The organism is Saccharothrix luteola (assembly GCF_020859565.1).
GTDB classification, from domain to species: domain Bacteria; phylum Actinomycetota; class Actinomycetes; order Mycobacteriales; family Pseudonocardiaceae; genus Actinosynnema; species Actinosynnema luteola.
This window is the reverse complement of the sequence record NZ_JAJHUO010000010.1, coordinates 103466-122023: the sequence shown is the minus strand read 5'-3', so window position 1 is coordinate 122023 and position 18558 is coordinate 103466. Positions and strand designations below refer to the sequence as shown.

Genomic DNA, 18558 nt, shown 5'->3' with positions numbered 1-18558 from the left:
ACGTTCAGGACCCCCGAGTTCTGCGCTCGGGTGTGCGGTGCGGGTTGCGGGTTACGCCATCCGGGTAGGGTCCGAGCCATGACACAGCGCAAGACCAAGGTCGCCGTGGTGTTCGGCGGGCGCAGCAGCGAGCACATGGTCTCCTGCCTGTCCGCCGGCAGTGTCCTGCCGCACCTGGACCGGGACAGGTTCGACGTCGTGCCCGTCGGCATCACCGAAACGGGCGCGTGGGTGATCGGCGCCGACGACACCAAGGCGCTCGAAGTGCGCGACCGGCAGCTGCCCACCGTCAACGCGCTGGTCCCCGTGTCCGGCAGCGAACTGGTGCCCGTGGCGCCCAACGACGTGCTGGCCGACGTCGAGGTCGTGTTCCCCGTGCTGCACGGCGCGTGGGGCGAGGACGGCACCATCCAGGGCCTGCTGGAGCTGGCCGACATCCCGTACGTGGGACCGGGTGTGCTGGCCAGCGCGGTCGCCATGGACAAGGAGTTCACCAAGCGCCTGCTCAAGGGCGCGGGCCTGCCGGTCGGCGAGTTCGCCGTGCTGCGCCGCGAGCAGGAGACCCTCGCCGAACGGGACCGGGAACGGTTGGGGCTGCCCGTCTTCGTCAAGCCCGCGCGCGCCGGGTCGTCCGTCGGCATCTCGAAGGTCGTCGACTGGGCCCACCTCGACAGCGCGATCGCGTTGGCGCGCAAGACCGACCCGAAGGTGATCATCGAGGCCGCCGTCTCCGGCCGCGAGGTCGAGTGCGGCGTGCTGGAGTTCCCGGACGGCCGGGTCGAGGCGTCGCTGCCCGCCGAGCTGCGCATCGTCGGCGGCGCGGTCGACTGGTACGACTTCGACGCCAAGTACCTCGACGACGTGTGCGAGTTCGACATCCCCGCCAAGCTGGACGAGCACGTCACCCGCGACCTGCGCGAGATGGCCGTCGCCGCGTTCCGCGCGCTGGACTGCCAGGGCCTGGCCCGGGTCGACTTCTTCGTCACCGACTACGACGAGCTCGTGGTCAACGAGGTCAACACCATGCCCGGCTTCACGCCGATCTCGATGTACCCGCGCATGTGGGCCGAGACGGGCGTGGACTACCCGACGCTGCTGACCACGTTGGTCGAAACCGCGATCGCCCGCGGCACGGGACTGCGCTAGACCGCCCTAGCCCCTGGTGTCCACGGGGCCCTTGGCGAGGGTGTCCCGGGTCGTGGCGGAGACGTCCTGCAAGGGCCCCGTGCCCGCGTCCGACGGCACGGTCAGCGCCACGTACACCGGCCGGTCCACCACGTACCAGGTCGCCGAACCACCCTCGGGCACCTCGAGCCACTGCACGTCCGAGATCACCCGCAGCCGGGAGGTCGGGGTGAGGTCAGCGGGACGGTCAAGCCCGCACCGGAGGACGACGGGCTCGTGGTGCGCGTCACCCCACGCCACCGCGCCGGCCGGTGCGGGCGCGGCCAGCTCACGGCGAGGCAGCGTGACGCCGCTGGACACGAGCTGCGCGGGCAGCGCGCCCAGCAGCGCCTCGCACTCGTCCGACTCGGCCTTCGGCGCGGGCACCGGCACGAGCGCGAGTGGCCCGGTGTGGACGGCGGACGGGTCCGCGGAGTCGTCGCCGAGGAAGAGCCCCGCCGCCGCGACGCCCACCACGAGCAGCGCCGTCAGCCCGAGGGCGACGGCGAGCAACGGGCGGGGGAGCGGTGGAGCGGATTCCGGTTCCTGTGCCACCCGGCTATGACAGCACGGACCTACAGGTGCACCACCGGGCAGGTCAGCGTTCGGGTGATGCCCTCCACGTTCTGGATGCGGGCGACCACCAGTTGCCCCAACTGGTCGACGGTGTCGGCCTCGGCGCGGACGATGACGTCGTACGGGCCGGTGACGTCTTCCGCGGTGGCCACACCGGGGATGCCGGAGATCTCCGCCGCAACGGCGGCTGCCTTCCCGACCTCGGTCTGGATGAGGATGTATGCGTGCACCACGGCGTGCCCCTTCGTCGCGACAGGTTAGGTCGGGGTAGGAACGTGCACAGCAACGTACCCCAGTTGGGGTTCCGAATGCTCAGAACGGGAGGCAATCTTGCGTCCGGAGCCGCCGCGCAACGCGGACACGGTCGCTGAGGTGGGTGAGTTCGGTCTCATCCGCCGGGTGACGGCAGGTCGGACGCAGCCGCCCACCACCCTGCTCGGGCCGGGTGACGACGCGGCTGTGGTCGCGGCGCCCGACGGCCGCGTGGTGGTGTCCACCGACGTGCTGGTCGAAGGTGTCCACTTCAGACTCGACTGGTCGTCTCCCGAGCAGGTGGGGCGCAAGGCGGCGGCGGTGAACCTGGCCGACGTGGTGGCCATGGGCGCGATGCCGACGGCCCTGCTGATCGGCCTCGCGTGCCCGGCCGACACGCCCTCCTCCGTGGTGGAGGGGATCACCGCCGGGCTGTGGCAGGAGGCGACCGTCGCGGGCGCGGGCGTGGTGGGCGGCGACATGGTGTCGTCCGCGACACTGGTGATCTCCGTTACCGCGATGGGTGACATGGGCGGGTTGGAGCCCGTCACCCGTTCGGGCGCGCAAGTGGGTGATGTCGTCGCGGTCTGCGGACGGCTCGGCTGGGCGGCGGGCGGGTTGGCCGTGCTGCAGCGCGGGTTCCGGTCGCCGGTCGCGGTCGTCGGCGCGCAGCGGAACCCCGAACCCCCTTACGAGGCCGGGCCCCAGGCAGCCGCGGCGGGCGCGACGGCGATGATCGACGTGTCGGACGGGCTGCTGGCCGACCTCGGGCACATCGCGGACGAGTCGGGCATCGGCATCGACATCCGCACGGAACTGCTGGAGGTCCACCCGCGGCTGGTCGACGTCGCGGCGGCGCTCGGCGCGGACGCGCGGCACTGGGCGCTGACCGGTGGCGAGGATCACGCGCTGGCGGCGACGTTCCCCGAACCGGGCGCCGTTCCCGAGGGCTGGCGCACGATCGGCACGGTCCGGCACGGCAGCGGCGTGACCGTCGACGGGCGCGCGTACGAGAAACCCCCTGGATGGGAGCACTGGCGGTAGGTAGCCTCACGTATGTGGAACTATGCACGCTCGCGTATGACCATCCAGACTCGCTCAAGCTGATCGCCGACCTCCAGCAGGTCTACGTGGACCGCTACGGCGAGGGCGACGTCACGCCGGTCGACCCGGCCGAGTTCGCCGCGCCGCTGGGGCACTTCGTGGTCGGGTACCTCGACGGCGTGCCGGTGGCGTGCGGCGGGTGGCGGGCGCACGACGTGGCCGAGCACTCGTTGCGCCCCGGCGACGCCGAGATCAAGCGCATGTACATGGGTGAAGCGCTGCGCGGGCGCGGACTGGCGCGGATCGTGCTGACGTCGCTGGAGACGGCGGCCCGGGCGGTCGGGCGCAAGCGGATGGTGCTGGAGACCGGGTTGCGCCAGCCCGAGGCGATCGGGCTGTACCAGGCCTATGGATACGCGCGCATCGACAACTTCGGCGTCTACCGGGATGATCCCGAAAGCCTTTGCTTCGCGAAGGATCTCTGAGGGCCGGGAGGACCGCATGGCGATCTACGCGTTGGGTGACTTCGAGCCGGTGATCCACCCGGACGCCTACGTGCACCCCGACGCGACGGTGATCGGCGACGTGCGGATCGGCGCGCACGCGTCGGTGTGGCCGCAGGCCGTGCTGCGCGGGGACTACGGGCGCATCGAGGTCGGCGCGCGGACGTCGATCCAGGACGGCACGGTCGTGCACTGCACCGAGGTCCACCCGACGCTGATCGGCGCGGAGTGCGTCGTGGGGCACAACGTGCACATCGAGGGCGCGACCATCGCCGACCGGTGCCTGATCGCCTCGGGATCGGTGGTGCTCAACGGGTCCGTGGTGGAGACCGGCGCGATCGTCGGCGCGGGCGCGGTGGTGTCGTTCGAGGGGCACGTGCCCGCGCGCTCGATGGCGCTCGGCGTGCCCGCCCGGGTGCGCGAGGGGTACGTCGTGCCGGACGGCGCGTGGCAGTTCGCCGTGGACAAGTACGTGAACAACATCTTGCTGTACCGCAAGGAACTGCGACGCCTGGACTGAGGTAGGGTCCCGCCGTGGCACGTCCGCTTGAGGAGATCATGGAAGCCGGCTGGGCCGCGGCACTCGCGCCCGTGGCCGATCGCATCGCCGCGATGGGCGAGTTCCTGCGGGCGGAGGTGGCCGCGGGGCGGACATACCTGCCCGCCGGGGAGAACGTGCTGCGGGCGTTCCAGCAGCCGTTCCACGCCGTGCGGGTGCTGATCGTCGGCCAGGACCCGTACCCGACGCCGGGGCACGCGGTCGGGCTGAGCTTCTCGGTGTCGCCGGAGACGCGGCCCATCCCGAAGAGCCTGATCAACATCTACACCGAGTACGTGGCGGACCTGGGCCACCCCAAGCCGGCCAACGGCGACCTGACCCCGTGGACCGAGCGCGGCGTGCTGCTGCTCAACCGGGCGCTGACCGTGCAGCCGGGCAAGTCCAACTCCCACCGCAACAAGGGCTGGGAGCCGGTGACCGAGCAGGCGATCAAGGCGCTGGCCGAGCGGGACGCGCCGCTGGTCGCGATCCTGTGGGGCAGCCAGGCGCGCGCCCTCAAGCCGCTGCTGGGCGCCGACCGCTGCGTGGAGTCGGTCCACCCGAGCCCGCTGTCCGCGGCGGGCGGCTTCTTCGGCTCGCGGCCGTTCAGCAAGGCCAACGAGCTGCTGGTGAAGCAGGGCGCCGAGCCGATCGACTGGAAGCTGCCGTAGGTCCGGCTTCGGTAGCTGGGGCTTCGGTTCGCAGTGGCTCCGGCCGCGTTTCGCGGTTGTCCACAGGCGGAGCCTGATCGCCTGGGATTGTCGGTCCCTTCTGGCAGGGTCAAAACAAGGGATCCCCTTGGCGGGGACGCCTGCGCGAGCACGAGCGTCACACACCCAGGTACGCCGAAAGGCCCCCGGAACAGCGTTCCGGGGGCCTTTCGCCAAGCTCAGGCGCGGGTCATCAGCCGCGCACCACCTTGCCCGCCTTCAGGCACGAGGTGCACACGTTCAGCCGCTGCCGCGTCGAAGAGGAAACCTTCGCGCGCACGGTCTGAATGTTCGGGTTCCACCGGCGGTTCGTCTTCCGGTGGGAGTGCGAGACAGAATGGCCGAAGCCCGGCCCCTTGCCACAGACGTCGCACACGGCAGCCACGTCAGCCACTCCTTAAGGTTCCTGATCGATACTCACGCCCCGGCGGGCGCGCAAGCGTGCACAAGCCTCAGCCGGGCATGGCAACCCAGACAGGGTAGCCGGTGGCGCGTTCTGCCACCAAACCGGGTCGAATACCCTCGCCGACATGCAGGCTCTCGATGCGGTCGCGGTGCGCCAGTGGGCGGACGCCTGTGTTCGGTCGCTGGACGCCAACCGGGAGGCCATCGATCGCATCAACGTGTTCCCCGTGCCGGACGGCGACACCGGGACCAACCTGCTCCAGACGATGCGCTCGGCGTTGGACGCGCTGCTCAGGACACCCGTCGACACGGTCGGCGCGGCGCTGGGCGCGCTCGCGCGCGGCGCGCTGGCCGGTGCGCGGGGCAACTCCGGGGTGATCCTGTCGCAGGTGCTGCGCGGCCTGGCGGAGGCCGTCCAAGGCGCCTCCACGGCGTCCGGCGCGTCGTTGCGGCGCGCGTTGTGGCGCGCCGACGAACTGGCCACCGCCGCCGTCTCGGAGCCGGTCGCGGGCACGGTGCTGTCCGTGCTGCGCGCGGCGGCCGAGGCGGCCCGCGACTGCCCGTCCGACGACCTGGACGAGGTGGTCACGGTCGCGGCGAAGGCGGGCGCCGAGGCGTTGGCCGACACACCGCGCCAGCTGGCCGTGCTGGCCCGGGCCGGCGTGGTCGACGCGGGCGGGCGGGGGCTGGTCGTGCTGCTGGACACGTTGGCGGCGGTGATCACCGGACGGGCGGTCGAGGACGTGCCGGTCGTCGTCAGGGTGCCGCGCGAGCCCTTGACCACCGCGCGCGAGGGCGGGTCGTCGGAGTTCGAGTACGAGGTCATGTACCTGCTGGACGGCTCGCCGGACGTGGAGGCGTTGAAGGCCGAGCTGGCGGCCATCGGAGACTGCGTGTCCGTGGTCGGCGACGGCGCCGCGCTGTGGACCGTGCACGTGCACTGCAACGACATCGGCGCGGCGGTGGAGGCGGGCATCCGGGCCGGCCGGCCGCACCGGATCACGGTGGCGCGCTTCGCCGACCAGATCGCCGCCCAGGCCCCCCGGTTCGTGCGCGACCGGGCGATCGTCGTGCTCGTCGAGGGCGAGGGCGCGGCCGAGCTGTTCCGGTCCGAGGGCGCGGTGGTGTTCGAGCCGGGTGACGAGGTGACGGCGGCCGACCTGCTGGCCGTGGTGGTGAGCACGCGGGCGCGGCAGGTGACCGTGCTGCCCGGCGACCCGATGTGGCGCGAACCGCTCGACGAGGCCGTCACGCAGGCCGTCGCCGCAGGTCAGGACGTCGTGGTCGTGCCGACGTTCTCCCCGGTGCAGGCGTTGGCGGCGCTGGCCGTGCACTCGCCGTCCCGGCGCGCCGGTGACGACGTGGTCGCCATGGCCGAGGCGGCGGCGGCCACCCGGCGCGGCGAGGTCGCGGTGTCCGACCGGGAGGCGATCACCTGGGTCGGCCGGTGCCGTCCCGGCGACCTGCTCGGCATGGTGGACGGCGAGGTCGTGCTGATCGAGCCCGACCCGGCCGACGTGGGCGCGCTGGCGTGCCGGCTGGTCGACCGGATGCTCGCCAGCGGCGGCGAGCTGGTCACCGTGCTGTGGGGACGGGCCGCCCCGGACGGGGTCGAGCGGGTGCTGGAAGATCACCTGCGCGTCGCCCACCCGGAGGTCGAGCTCGCCGCCTACCCGGGCGGGCAGCGTGACGCGCTGCTGACTGTCGGTGTCGAGTAGTTGAATAGGCCGGGATGACGACCTTCGACGAGAAGCTGGTGTCGGTGCTCGGCAAGAAGAGCGCCGACGCGCTGGAGGCCGGGCTCGGCCTGACCACCGTCGGCGAGCTGCTGCGCCACTACCCGCGCCGGTACGACGAGCGCGGCAAGCTGACCGAGATCGCCGGGCTGGAGCTCGGCGAGCACGTCACCGTGCAGGCGCGGGTCAAGAGCGCGCGGCAGCGGCGGATGAAGTCGCGCAGCGGCGAGCTGCTGGAGGCCGTGATCACCGACGGCACCAGCGACCTGCACCTGGTGTTCTTCGGGCGCGGCTCGCGCAAGGTCGAGCGGGAGCTGCTGCCGGGCCGTGAGGCGATGTTCGCGGGCAAGGTCGGCATGTTCAACGGCAAGCTCCAGCTCGCGCACCCCGACTACCAGGTGCTCGACGGCGAGGGCGTGGCGGCGGCGGACTTCGCGGGGGCGATGATCCCGGTCTACCCGGCGGCGCAGGGCATCCAGTCGTGGAACGTCTCCAACTGCGTCGAGCAGGTCCTCGCGGTGTGGGACGGGGTCGCGGACGACCCGCTGCCCGAGTCGTTGCGGGCCGAGCGCGGGCTGATCGGGCTGGAGAAGGCGCTGCGCGACATCCACCGGCCGGACGGCTGGGCCGCGATCACCGTCGCGCAGCAGCGGCTGAAGTGGGACGAGGCGCTGGCGGTGCAGCTGACGCTGGCGCAGCGCCGCCGTTCGGCGACGGCCCGCCCCGCGCCCGCGTGCCCGCCCCGGGACGGCCTGGTGCGCGGCGCGTTCGAAGCGCGGCTGCCGTTCGAGCTGACGGCGGGGCAGCGGGAGGTCGGCGAGCAGATCGTCCGGGACCTGTCCGGCGAGCACCCGATGAACCGGCTGCTCCAGGGGGAGGTCGGCTCGGGGAAGGCGCAACCGCTCGACGCGAAGGTGCTGACGCCTGCGGGCTTCCGGTTGATGGGTGATATCCGGTCGGGTGACGAGGTCATTGCGGCCGACGGCGAGGTGACCGTGGTCACCGGTGTCTTCCCGCAGGGCGAGCGCGAGGTCTACCGGGTCGTCCTCTCCGACGGCACCAGCGTCGAGTCCGACTTGGAGCACCTGTGGGCGGTCGACACGACCGTCCGGCGGAACCGGGGGAACCCGCTGAAGGTGCTGACCCTGCGCGAGATCCGGGACGACCTGACGACTGCCAACGGCTCGTCGAAGTGGCACCTGCCGACGATCACCGCGCCGGAGATCGACTGCCACGAAGAACGGCCGGTGGATCCTTACCTGCTGGGGCTGCTGCTGGGAGGTGGCGGCTTGGTGAACGGGCGTGTCGTCTTCACCAGCGCGGACGCGGAGCTGATCACCGGACTGGTCGAAGTCCTGCCCGACGGCTGCGAACTGACGAAGTGGTCGGGCAGTCGCGCGGACGACTGGCACGTCGTGGGCCGTGAGCGCGGTCGCAACCCGCTGCTCGCGGCACTGCGCGAGATCGGCGTCCACGGCCACCGGTCGCACACGAAGCGCGTCCCGGAGTCCTACCTCGTCGCGCCGGTGAAGGACAGGCACGCGCTCCTGCAGGGCCTTCTCGACACCGATGGAACGCTGGATGGGAAACAGGGGTCGAACGTCAGTTTCGTGTCGGCTTCGGCGACGCTCGCCGAGCAGGTCGGGTGGCTCGCGGAGTCGCTGGGTGGAACGGGTCGGGTCCGGCCGATCACCAAGATGGGCAACACCTACCACCTGGTGAGCCTCCGCCTGCCGAACGACTTCCCGCCGTTTCGGCTCGCCCGGAAAGCGGATCTGGTCCAGGCGCGGACGAAGTACGCGAAGCCGGTGCGCGCGATCCGCCGGGTCGAGTACGTCGGTCGCAAGCCGGTGCAGTGCATCTCGATCGCTCACCCCGATCAGCTCTACGTGACCGATCACTTCATCGTGACCCACAACACGATCGTGGCGTTGCGGGCGATGTTGCAGGTGGTCGACGCCGGGCGGCAGGCGGCGATGCTCGCGCCGACCGAGGTGCTGGCGGCGCAGCACGCGCGGTCGTTGCGGGAGTTGCTGGGCGATCTCGGGCAGGCCGGCGAACTGGGTGGCGCGGAGCACGCGACGCGGGTGACGTTGCTGACCGGGTCGATGCCGACGGCGGCGCGGAAGCGGGCGTTGTTGGAGATCGTGTCCGGCGAGGCCGGGATCGTGGTCGGCACGCACGCGTTGATCCAGGACAAGGTCGAGTTCGCGGACCTGGGGCTGGTCGTGGTGGACGAGCAGCACCGGTTCGGCGTGGAGCAGCGGGCCGCGCTGAGCGGGCGCGCGGGCGGGTCGACTCCGCACGTGCTGGTGATGACGGCCACGCCGATCCCGCGCACGGTGGCGATGACGGTGTACGGCGACCTGGAGGTGTCCGCGCTGCGCGAGCTGCCGCAGGGGCGTTCGCCGATCAGCACGTCCGTGGTGCCGGTGGCGCAGAAGCCGGGCTGGCTGGACCGGGCCTGGCAGCGGATCCACGAAGAGGTCGGCAAGGGCCACCAGGTGTACGTGGTGTGCCCGCGCATCGGCGACGGCGACGCGGAGGACGACGGGGAGGCGCCGCCGAAGGAGTCGGCCAAGGGCTCGCCGAAGGACGACGGCTCCGATCGCCGGCCGCCGCTCGCGGTGGTGGACGTGGCGAACAAGCTGGCCGAGGGGCCGTTGCGCGGGCTGCGGATCGACATCCTGCACGGCCGGATGCCGCCGGAGGACAAGGACGCGGTGATGCGGGCGTTCGCGGCGAACGAGGTGCAGGTGCTCGTCGCCACGACCGTGGTCGAGGTCGGCGTGAACGTGCCCAACGCCACCGTCATGGTGATCATGGACGCGGACCGGTTCGGGGTCAGCCAGCTGCACCAGCTGCGCGGGCGGGTCGGACGGGGCAGCGCGCCGGGGCTGTGCCTGCTCGTCACCGAGATGCCGGACGGCACGTCGACGATGGAGCGGCTGCGGGCGGTGGAGTCGACTTTGGACGGGTTCGAGCTGGCGCAGCTGGACCTGGAGCTGCGGCGCGAGGGCGACATCCTCGGCGCGGCGCAGTCCGGCAAGCGGTCGGGGCTGAAGATGCTGTCGCTGCTGCGCGACGAGGACGTGATCGCCGAGGCGCGGGTGGTGGCGCAGGAGGTCGTGGAGTCGGACCCGGAGCTGACCGCGAACCCCGGGCTGGCCGGGCTCGTGGCGGGGCTGTTGGACGACGAGCGGGCGGAGTACCTGGAGAAGGCGTAGTCCGCCCGGGGTGTGGGTGGGCAGGGCCGGGCGCGCTGCCGGTTACCCTGGCTTGTGCGCCGATTCCTGCTCGCCCTGGTTCCGTTGGTGCTCGTCGCCTGCACGGCCGCGCCCGCCGCTGACCAGGCCCCGACCACGTCCTCGCTGCCCAAGGGCGATCTGGCGGTGCTCGCCGAGCGCATCGAGCAACGGTGGGCGGAGCTGGGCACGGCGACGTTCCACACCGAGGGCTTCGCGTCGGACGGGCAGTCCACCGAGGTGCGCAACGTGGTGGACGGCACGCTGCGGCGTGACGGCGACGGCGTGACCGGGTCGATGACGATGGACGTGTCGACCGGCGGTCAGCCGAAGAAGATCGCGCTGGTGGTCGTGCGCGACGGCACGTACGTGCAGGTCGAGGGCGCGCCGATGCCCGCGGGCAAGAAGTGGGGCTTCTACCCGTCGGCCGGCGGTGGCGAGGTGTCCGCGCTGCTGCGCGGCTTCGGGCCGAGCGCGACGCCCGGCGCGGAGCTGGACTACGTGCAGCCGCGGGCGGCGTTGATCATGGGCAAGTCGTCCGAGCAGGTGGACGGGGTGCCGGCGACGCGGTTCGACCTGGTGGTCGACCCGCTCAAGATGGCGAAGGTCATCGAGGACCAGGACATCCAGTTGCAGCACACCCAGCTCGCCGAGTACGGGGTGACGATCTCGGCGTCGGTGTGGGTGGACGACACCAGCGCGCCGGTGCGGGCCGAGTACCGGTTCGAGCTGGACGGCAAGGTCGTGAAGCAGTCGACGACCCGGTTCCGCGGGTGGGGCGAACCGGTCGAGATCACCGTGCCGGCGGCGGGTGAGGTCGTGCCGGCCGACCAGCTGCCCCAGTAGGCGGAGGTAGGGCGCGGACTACTTGGACTGCCTGCCCTTGGGGACCGGCAGCTGGGTGGTCGGCTGCTCGGACGGGTCGACGTCCTTGGCCTTGGCGGCGGGCTTGCCGTCGGAGGGTTTGGTGCCGGCGGGCTTGGTGTCGGCGGGCTTCGGGACAGCGGATTTGGTGTCGGCGGGTTTCGAGCCGGCCGGCTTCGCGGACGCGGGCTTGGCGGTCGCCGGTTTGGTGGGTGCGTCGGCGGTCGCCTTGTCCGCGGCACGGTCGGCTGCCGCGTCGGCGGGGTGGTCGTCGGCCGCGGCTTCCTCGTCCAGCGGGGTGAGCGTGGCCACCGCCAGGGACACCGCTTCCTGCGCCGCGGCGAACTGCTCGCTCAACGCCCGGTGCACGCGGTGCAGCTCGGCCAGCTTCTCGTCGGCCGCCGTGGTGCGGCGGTCGGCGTGGGCGTCGGCCTCGGTGATGGTCTTCTCGGCGTGGGCGTCGGCTTCCGTGATGGTCTTCTCGGCGCGGGCGTTCGCCTCGCTCACCGTCCGCTCCGCCTTGGCCAGCGCCTCGGCCTCCAGCTCGGCGACCTGCTTCTCGGTCTCCGCGCGCAGCGCCGCCGCCTCGGCCCGAGCGGCTTCGAGCAGCTTCACGGCCTCGGCCTTCGCCTCGACCACGTGCACCTCGTGCTCCTTGCGGAGCTTGGTGCGCAGCTCGTCGTACTCCTTGTCGAGGTCGTCGTGGTAGCCCTTGTACTTCTGCTCCAGCTCGACCCGCTTCGCCTCGAGCCCGGCGGTCTTCGCCTCGAAGTCCGCGGTGAGCTTCTCGCGGTCGGCGCGGGACTCCGCCATCAACGCCTCGTGCTCGGCGGTCAGCTTGGCCCGCAGCTCTTCGTGCGAGCGCTCCAGCTCGGTGCGGCGCTCGTCGTACTGCCGCTCCAGCTCGGTGGTCCGCTGCTGGTGGGCGGCCTCCAGCTGCCGCCGCCGGTCCTCCAGCTCGCCCATCGCGCGGTGGTGCGCCGCCTTGCCCTCGGCCGCCGCCCGCTCGGCCTCGGCTCGGGTGGCGTTGGCCTGGTCGAGCGCCGCCTTGCGGATGTCGGCGATCTCCTCCTCGGCCAACGTCATCATCACGCGCACGCGCTCGGTGACGTTGGACGCGCTGGAGGGGCTCGTGGCCAGCTTGCCGAGCTGGGACTTGACCTTGTCGAGCTCGGCGCGGGTGGAGTTGAGGAGCTTGCCCAGCTCCGCCACCTGGGCCGACGCCGCCTCCCGGGCCCGGTTCGAGTTCTTGAGGTCGAACTCGAGCCGCGTCACCCGTTCGTTCACCTGACGCTGGTTGTACCCGCGCAGTACGACGTCGAAATGGGTGCGGGCAGCAGGCTGCCCAGTCCCTTCAGCCCCGGCCATGGGCCAACCCTACCGAGAAGTCGCCGGCCGTAGTCACCCGATGCAGCGAACGCACCGTAACGAGTCGGTGATCCACCGTGCGGGGTGATCCCCGGCGGGCGGGTGGTGGGGTAGGGGCTCGGAGTGCGTCCGTCGATCCGCCGCACGCGTGGGGGCTGCGCCGGTCGCCCCCGCAAGGGAGAATCCCGGGGCGTGATCCCAGGTCGCGCCCGCCTTGACCGGGGGAGTGAACGATCACGATGACGTCCGTCACGTGAGATGGAACTCCCGAGGGGCGGGAAGCGCACGGTAGCGTGCCTTGATTCATCGAGTCCCGCCCGCGCCTCGGGCGGGACTCGCCGAGTAACCGGGAGGGAACGCCGCATGTTCCGCAAGGTTCTTGTCGCCAACCGCGGCGAGATCGCGATCCGGGCCTTTCGCGCTGCCTACGAACTGGGCGCCGGCACGGTTGCCGTCTTCCCCCACGAGGACCGCAACTCCCTGCACCGGCTGAAGGCCGACGAGTCGTACGAGATCGGCGAGCCCGGCCACCCCGTCCGGGCCTACCTGTCCGTCGAGGAGATCATCAAGGCGGCGCGCAAGGCGGGCGCCGACGCGGTCTACCCCGGCTACGGGTTCCTGTCCGAGAACCCCGAGCTGGCCAAGGCCTGCGCGGACGCCGGCATCACGTTCGTCGGCCCGCCCTCGGACGTGCTCGAACTGACCGGCAACAAGGCGCGCGCGATCGCCGCGGCCCGCGCGGCCGGCCTGCCGGTGCTCAAGTCCAGCGAGCCGTCCAGCGACATCGACGCCCTGGTCCGGGCCGCCGAGGACATCGCGTTCCCGGTGTTCGTGAAGGCCGTCGCGGGCGGTGGCGGGCGCGGCATGCGGCGGGTCGAAGAGCCCGCCGCGCTCAGGGAAGCCCTGGAAGCCGCGTCGCGCGAGGCGGAGTCGGCGTTCGGCGACCCGACGGTGTTCCTGGAGCAGGCGGTGGTCGAGCCGCGGCACATCGAGGTGCAGATCCTCGCCGACGGCGAGGGCAACGTGATGCACCTGTTCGAGCGCGACTGCTCGGTGCAGCGCCGCCACCAGAAGGTCATCGAGATCGCGCCCGCGCCGAACCTCGCGCCCGAGCTGCGCGACCGGATCTGCGCCGACGCGGTCAAGTTCGCCCGGCACATCGGCTACCGCAACGCGGGCACCGTCGAGTTCCTGCTCGACCCGAACGGCAACTACGTCTTCATCGAGATGAACCCCCGCATCCAGGTCGAGCACACGGTCACCGAAGAGGTCACCGACGTGGACCTGGTGCAGTCGCAGATGCGCATCGCGGGCGGCGAGACGCTGGACGACCTCGGCCTGAGCCAGGAGACCGTGCAGCTGCGCGGCGCAGCCTTGCAGTGCCGCATCACCACGGAGGACCCGGCCAACGGCTTCCGCCCGGACACCGGCATGATCAGCGCCTACCGCTCGCCGGGCGGCTCGGGCATCCGGCTGGACGGCGGCACGACCGGCGCGGGCACGGTCATCGGCGCGCACTTCGACTCGATGCTGGTCAAGCTGACGTGCCGCGGTCGGACGTTCTCCGCCGCGGTGGCGCGGGCGCGGCGCGCGGTGGCCGAGTTCCGCATCCGGGGCGTGTCCACGAACATCCCGTTCATCCAGGCGGTGCTGGACGACCCGGACTTCTACGAGGGTCGCGTCACGACGTCGTTCATCGAGAAGCGGCCCCACCTGCTGACCGCGCGGCACTCCGCCGACCGCGGCACGCGGATGCTGACCTACCTGGCCGACGTGACGGTGAACAAGCCGAACGGCCCGCGCCCGTCCGTCGTGGACCCGAAGGTGAAGCTGCCGGTGGTCGACCTGAACGCCGAGCCGCCGGCGGGGTCGAAGCAGAAGCTGGACGAGCTGGGGCCGGAGGGCTTCGCCCGCTGGCTGCGGGAGAGCAAGGCCCTGGCGGTCACCGACACCACGTTCCGCGACGCGCACCAGTCGTTGTTGGCGACGCGGGTGCGGACGAAGGACCTGCTGGCCATCGCGCCGCACGTGGCGCGGATGGCGCCCCAGCTGCTGTCGTTGGAGGCGTGGGGCGGCGCGACGTACGACGTGGCGCTGCGGTTCCTGGCCGAGGACCCGTGGGAGCGGCTGGCGGCGCTGCGTGAGGCGGTGCCGAACATCACGCTGCAGATGCTGCTGCGCGGCCGGAACACGGTGGGCTACACGCCGTACCCCGAGGCGGTGACCAGCGCGTTCGTCGAGGAAGCGACGAAGACGGGTATCGACGTCTTCCGCATCTTCGACGCGCTGAACGACGTGGAGCAGATGCGGCCGGCGATCGAGGCGGTGCGCGAGACGGGCACGGCGGTGGCCGAGGTGTGCCTCTGCTACACGTCGGACCTCTCGAACCCGGACGAGCGGATCTACACGCTCGACTACTACCTGAAGCTGGCCGAGCAGATCGTGGGGGCCGGTGCGCACGTCCTCGCGGTGAAGGACATGGCGGGCCTGCTGCGCCCGCCGGCGGCGGCGCGGTTGGTGACGGCGTTGCGCAAGGAGTTCGACCTGCCGGTGCACCTGCACACGCACGACACGGCGGGTGGGCAGCTCGCCACGTACCTGGCGGCCATCCAGTCCGGGGTGGACGCGGTGGACGGCGCGGTGGCGTCGATGGCGGGCACCACGTCGCAGCCGCCGTTGTCGGCGATCGTGGCGGCGACGGACTACACGGACCGGGCGACCGGTCTGGACCTGCGGGCGGTCTGCGACCTGGAGCCGTACTGGGAGTCGGTGCGCAAGGTCTACGCGCCGTTCGAGTCGGGGATCCCCGGGCCGACGGGGCGGGTGTACTCGCACGAGATCCCCGGTGGGCAGCTGTCGAACCTGCGGACGCAGGCGGTCGCGCTCGGGCTCGGGCAGAAGTTCGAGGAGATCGAGTCCATGTACGCGGCGGCCGACCGGATGCTCGGTCGGCTCGTGAAGGTGACGCCGTCGTCCAAGGTCGTGGGCGACCTGGCGTTGCACCTGGTCGGAGCCGGTGTCTCGCCCAAGGAGTTCGAGGCCGACCCCGGTCGGTTCGACATCCCGGCGTCGGTGATCGGGTTCCTGCACGGTGAGCTGGGCGACCCGCCCGGCGGGTGGCCGGAGCCGTTCCGGAGCAGGGCGTTGCAGGGGCGTGCCGCGCCGAAGGGCGTGGCGGAGCTGACCGAGGACGACGTGAAGGGGTTGGAGCACGACCGGCGGGGGACGCTCAACAGGTTGCTGTTCCCGGCGCCGACGAAGGAGTTCCTGGCGCACCGGGACGCGTACGGGGACACGAGCGTGCTCGGCAGCAAGGACTTCTTCTACGGGCTCAAGCCCGGGGAGGAGTACCAGGTCGACCTGGAGCCGGGTGTGCGGCTGCTGATCGGGCTGGAGGCCATCGGTGAGGCGGACGAGCGCGGTATCCGCACGGTGATGGCGACGTTGAACGGGCAGTTGCGGCCGATCCAGGTGCGCGACCGCTCGATCGCGGCCGAGGTGCCGGTGGCGGAGAAGGCGGACCGGGCAAACCCGGGGCACGTCGCGGCGCCGTTCGCCGGTGTCGTCACGCCGAGCGTGGCGGAGGACGAAGAGGTCGAGGTCGGGCAGACGATCGCGACGATCGAGGCGATGAAGATGGAGGCCGCGATCACCGCGCCCAAGGCCGGGCGGGTGAAGCGGTTGGCGGTGCGTGGGGTGCAGCAGGTCGAGGGTGGGGATTTGTTGATCGTCCTGGAGTGAGTGGGGCTCGGCTCGGGTCGGGTCGGCTGGTCGGGGTTAGGTCGGCTGGTCGGGTCGAGTTCGGGTCGGCTGCTTCGGGTTGAGGCCGGCTCGATTCGACATGGGGCCCTTACGGGCACCCAAGGCAGGCCAAAGCCGGGCAGGCATGGCGGAAGAAGCACCCGCCGAGCCTGCCCGGCTTCCTCCGGTCTGTGGCACCCGAACCCATGTCAAATCGGGCCTCGGTGGGGTGGTTTCGGGTCCGTTGTGGGTGGCCGGCGCAGCGTGATTGCTGTGGGAGGGGGTGGGGGAGGCGTGAGGGTTGTAGTGATCGTTGGTGTGGCGGTGGTGGTTGCGGCGGGGTTGTCGGTGGTGCTTCCGGCGTGGTTGTACTTCGTGGCGCTGTTGGCTGGTGAGTGGGTTGGTGGGGCGGCTGGTGACCGGTGGCCGACGCGGGCTGTGGAGCCGGCGGTCCGGGGGCGGTCGATTGGGTGGTGGTTCGTGCACGATCGGCTGGGGCGCAGTCGGTTGGCGTCACTGGCGGCGGGTGTGGCGGTGGCGGTGGCGTTGGTGTGGTCCGGATTGGTGACGTGGGTGGTGGCCGTGGTCGCCTGGGTGATCTTCGGTATGGCGGTGGTGGTGGATTTTCTGTGGTTCAGGCGTGATGTGCGGAAAGCGGAGCGCGGGTGAGTGTTCGCGGCCACATCGGGCGTTCGGGGGAACCGGGGCGTTCCGGTTGGCGTTGGTGGTGGCATGAAGAAGGTCGCTGTCGGGTTGTTCGCTCTCACGGCCGGTGTTGTCGCCTGGGCGGCGCGGGATGTGTCGTTGGCGTTGGGTGGGAAGCCCGGTGGGGAGCGGGTGCGGCGGTCGCCCCGGTATCGCGACGGGAAGTTCCACAACGCGGCGAGCACGCGGACGATGCCGGACGGCGCGGCCGGGACGGTGCGGGAGATGTTCTTCGGTGGGCAGCAGCGGCGGCCGGTGGGTGAGGTGCCGCTGGTCCCGCCGGGCGTCGGCTCGGCGGACGGGTTGCACATCACCTGGTACGGGCACGCGTCGACGTTGGTGGAGATCGACGGCGCACGGGTCCTGATCGACCCCGTGTGGAGTGAGCGGGTCTCACCGTCGCAAGTGGTCGGTCCGCGGCGGTTGCACCCGGTGCCGCACTCGTTGCACGAGGTGGGGCCGGTGGACGCGGTGGTGATCTCGCACGACCACTACGACCACCTCGACCTGGCGACGGTGCGTGCGCTGACCGGGGACACGGACGCGGTGTTCGTGGTGCCGCTCGGCATCGGGGCGCACCTGCGCCGGTGGGACGTGCCCGAGCACCGGATCGTGGAGCTGGACTGGGACGAGTCCCACGAGGTGGCCGGCGTCACGTTGGTGGCCACGGCGGCGCAGCACTTCTCCGGCCGGGGCTTCCAGCGGGACAACACGCTGTGGGCGTCGTGGGTCTTGAAGGGGCCGGCGCACCGGGTCTACTACAGCGGTGACACCGGTTACTTCGACGGTTACCGGGCGATCGGCGAGGAGCACGGTCCGTTCGACGCCTCTCTGATCCAGATCGGTGCTTACGGGCCCGGGTGGCCGGACATCCACATGACGCCGGAGGAAGGTGTGACGGCGCACCGGGACGTGCGGGGCGGGCTGTTGATCCCGGTGCACTGGGCGACCTTCAACCTGGCGTTCCACGACTGGTCCGAGCCGGTCGACCGGGTGTGGCGCGAGGCGAAGGCGCACGGGGTGCCGTTGGCCGTGCCGCGGCCCGGCGAGCGGATCGACGTGGAGCAGCCGCCGGAGGTCGACGGGTGGTGGCAGGCGCTCGCGGTGGGACGATGACCCGGTGACCAGGATCGTCGCGGGCGCCGCCGGTGGCCGCCGGCTGCAAGTGCCGCCCAGGGGTACGCGTCCCACCTCCGACCGGGTTCGGGAGGCGTTGTTCAGCTCGTTGGAGACGCTGGTCGACCTGGACGGCGCGGTGGTGCTCGACCTGTACGCGGGGTCGGGGGCGCTCGGGTTCGAGGCGTTGTCGCGGGGTGCGGTGAGCGCCACGTTCGTGGAGTCGGACAAGCGGGCTGCCGAAGTCCTGAAGAGCAACGCCAAGGTGGTCGCGCTGCCCGGCGCGACGGTGGTGAACCGCACCGCGGAGGCCGTCGTGGGCGGTGCGGCGGAGGTGGCGTGCGACGTCGTCTTCGCCGATCCGCCCTACGCGGTGACGGACGAGCAGCTCAACCGGCTCCTCGCGTCGCTGGTCACGAACGGTTGGACGAAACCCGGGTCGCTGATCGTCGTGGAACGCGGCGCGCGCAGCCCTGAACCGATTTGGCCGAGTCCCGTGGAATCGTTGCGCAGCAAGCGATACGGCGACACCGCGCTGCACTGGGCCGAACAGGTTGACGCCTCCGGGTGATGCCGACCACGCACCGGAGT

The 18558-nt window shown here is 71.6% G+C and carries 15 protein-coding genes and 2 pseudogenes; 13 read left to right on the top strand and 4 right to left on the bottom strand.

Going from position 1 to position 18558, the window contains the following annotated elements; genetic code table 11:
- The first annotated feature begins 78 nt into the window (after window positions 1-78).
- Complete coding sequence (locus LNK82_RS15820) at window positions 79-1146, top strand: D-alanine--D-alanine ligase family protein (RefSeq protein ID WP_230567743.1); 1068 nt, start codon at window positions 79-81, stop codon at window positions 1144-1146.
- A 6-nt stretch (window positions 1147-1152) separates the two neighbouring features.
- Here the strand turns inward: LNK82_RS15820 and LNK82_RS15815 are convergent, their stop codons facing one another.
- Together LNK82_RS15815 and LNK82_RS15810 are read right to left on the bottom strand one after the other, a co-directional pair.
- Entirely contained in the window at window positions 1153-1719 is a 567-nt protein-coding gene (locus tag LNK82_RS15815) for a DUF3515 domain-containing protein (RefSeq protein WP_230567742.1), read from the bottom strand.
- 20 nt (window positions 1720-1739) lie between these two features.
- Window positions 1740-1973, bottom strand: coding sequence for an Lrp/AsnC family transcriptional regulator (locus tag LNK82_RS15810; RefSeq protein ID WP_015104517.1), 234 nt, complete (start codon window positions 1971-1973; stop codon window positions 1740-1742).
- 97 nt (window positions 1974-2070) lie between these two features.
- Between LNK82_RS15810 and LNK82_RS15805 the strand changes: the two genes are divergently transcribed.
- The 4 genes from LNK82_RS15805 to LNK82_RS15790 are packed head-to-tail and all read left to right on the top strand — an operon-like array spanning window position 2071 to window position 4748.
- Window positions 2071-3036 (top strand): thiamine-phosphate kinase, encoded by a 966-nt coding sequence (locus LNK82_RS15805; RefSeq protein ID WP_230567741.1) that lies wholly within the window; start codon window positions 2071-2073, stop codon window positions 3034-3036.
- Window positions 3037-3050: 14 nt separating this feature from the next.
- Window positions 3051-3521, top strand: coding sequence for a GNAT family N-acetyltransferase (locus LNK82_RS15800; protein WP_230567740.1), 471 nt, complete (start codon window positions 3051-3053; stop codon window positions 3519-3521).
- 16 nt (window positions 3522-3537) lie between these two features.
- Entirely contained in the window at window positions 3538-4059 is a 522-nt protein-coding gene (locus LNK82_RS15795; protein ID WP_230567739.1) for a gamma carbonic anhydrase family protein, read from the top strand.
- Window positions 4060-4073: 14 nt separating this feature from the next.
- Window positions 4074-4748: a uracil-DNA glycosylase gene (locus tag LNK82_RS15790; protein ID WP_308257220.1), complete on the top strand. Its 675-nt coding sequence runs from the start codon at window positions 4074-4076 to the stop codon at window positions 4746-4748.
- Between the two features lie 232 nt (window positions 4749-4980).
- On the opposite strand, the gene rpmB is transcribed toward LNK82_RS15790, so the two are convergent.
- Complete coding sequence (rpmB, locus tag LNK82_RS15785; RefSeq protein WP_033437952.1) at window positions 4981-5172, bottom strand: 50S ribosomal protein L28; 192 nt, start codon at window positions 5170-5172, stop codon at window positions 4981-4983.
- Between the two features lie 145 nt (window positions 5173-5317).
- Here rpmB and LNK82_RS15780 point away from each other — a divergent pair, with 145 nt between their 5' ends.
- From LNK82_RS15780 to LNK82_RS15765, 4 genes and pseudogenes are all read left to right on the top strand, one after another.
- Complete coding sequence (locus LNK82_RS15780; protein WP_230567738.1) at window positions 5318-6910, top strand: DAK2 domain-containing protein; 1593 nt, start codon at window positions 5318-5320, stop codon at window positions 6908-6910.
- Between the two features lie 14 nt (window positions 6911-6924).
- A pseudogene (locus LNK82_RS15775) lies at window positions 6925-7431 on the top strand (OB-fold nucleic acid binding domain-containing protein); the annotation flags it as partial.
- A 1014-nt stretch (window positions 7432-8445) separates the two neighbouring features.
- Window positions 8446-10155: pseudogene (locus LNK82_RS15770) on the top strand (helicase-related protein); the annotation flags it as partial.
- A gap of 54 nt (window positions 10156-10209) precedes the next feature.
- Complete coding sequence (locus tag LNK82_RS15765) at window positions 10210-11019, top strand: SCO4651 family lipoprotein (RefSeq protein ID WP_230567737.1); 810 nt, start codon at window positions 10210-10212, stop codon at window positions 11017-11019.
- Window positions 11020-11037: 18 nt separating this feature from the next.
- Here the strand turns inward: LNK82_RS15765 and LNK82_RS15760 are convergent, their stop codons facing one another.
- Window positions 11038-12312, bottom strand: coding sequence for a coiled-coil domain-containing protein (locus LNK82_RS15760; protein ID WP_230567736.1), 1275 nt, complete (start codon window positions 12310-12312; stop codon window positions 11038-11040).
- A gap of 456 nt (window positions 12313-12768) precedes the next feature.
- Between LNK82_RS15760 and LNK82_RS15755 the strand changes: the two genes are divergently transcribed.
- The 4 genes from LNK82_RS15755 (at window position 12769) to rsmD (ending at window position 18538) form a co-directional block, all read left to right on the top strand.
- Complete coding sequence (locus tag LNK82_RS15755; protein ID WP_230567735.1) at window positions 12769-16146, top strand: pyruvate carboxylase; 3378 nt, start codon at window positions 12769-12771, stop codon at window positions 16144-16146.
- A 294-nt stretch (window positions 16147-16440) separates the two neighbouring features.
- Window positions 16441-16815: a hypothetical protein gene (locus tag LNK82_RS46760; protein WP_268996472.1), complete on the top strand. Its 375-nt coding sequence runs from the start codon at window positions 16441-16443 to the stop codon at window positions 16813-16815.
- 63 nt (window positions 16816-16878) lie between these two features.
- On the top strand, window positions 16879-17967 hold the full coding sequence (locus LNK82_RS15745; RefSeq protein WP_230567734.1) for an MBL fold metallo-hydrolase: 1089 nt from the start codon (window positions 16879-16881) through the stop codon (window positions 17965-17967).
- A gap of 4 nt (window positions 17968-17971) precedes the next feature.
- On the top strand, window positions 17972-18538 hold the full coding sequence (rsmD, locus tag LNK82_RS15740; protein WP_230567733.1) for a 16S rRNA (guanine(966)-N(2))-methyltransferase RsmD: 567 nt from the start codon (window positions 17972-17974) through the stop codon (window positions 18536-18538).
- Window positions 18539-18558: the final 20 nt, after the last annotated feature.

Coding starts and splice junctions, on each gene's coding strand:
- LNK82_RS15795 (WP_230567739.1), top strand. CDS start 3,538: ATGGCGATCTACGCGTTGGGTGACTTCGAGCCGGTGATCCACCCGGAC.
- LNK82_RS15780 (WP_230567738.1), top strand. CDS start 5,318: ATGCAGGCTCTCGATGCGGTCGCGGTGCGCCAGTGGGCGGACGCCTGT.
- LNK82_RS15745 (WP_230567734.1), top strand. CDS start 16,879: ATGAAGAAGGTCGCTGTCGGGTTGTTCGCTCTCACGGCCGGTGTTGTC.
- LNK82_RS15755 (WP_230567735.1), top strand. CDS start 12,769: ATGTTCCGCAAGGTTCTTGTCGCCAACCGCGGCGAGATCGCGATCCGG.
- LNK82_RS15820 (WP_230567743.1), top strand. CDS start 79: ATGACACAGCGCAAGACCAAGGTCGCCGTGGTGTTCGGCGGGCGCAGC.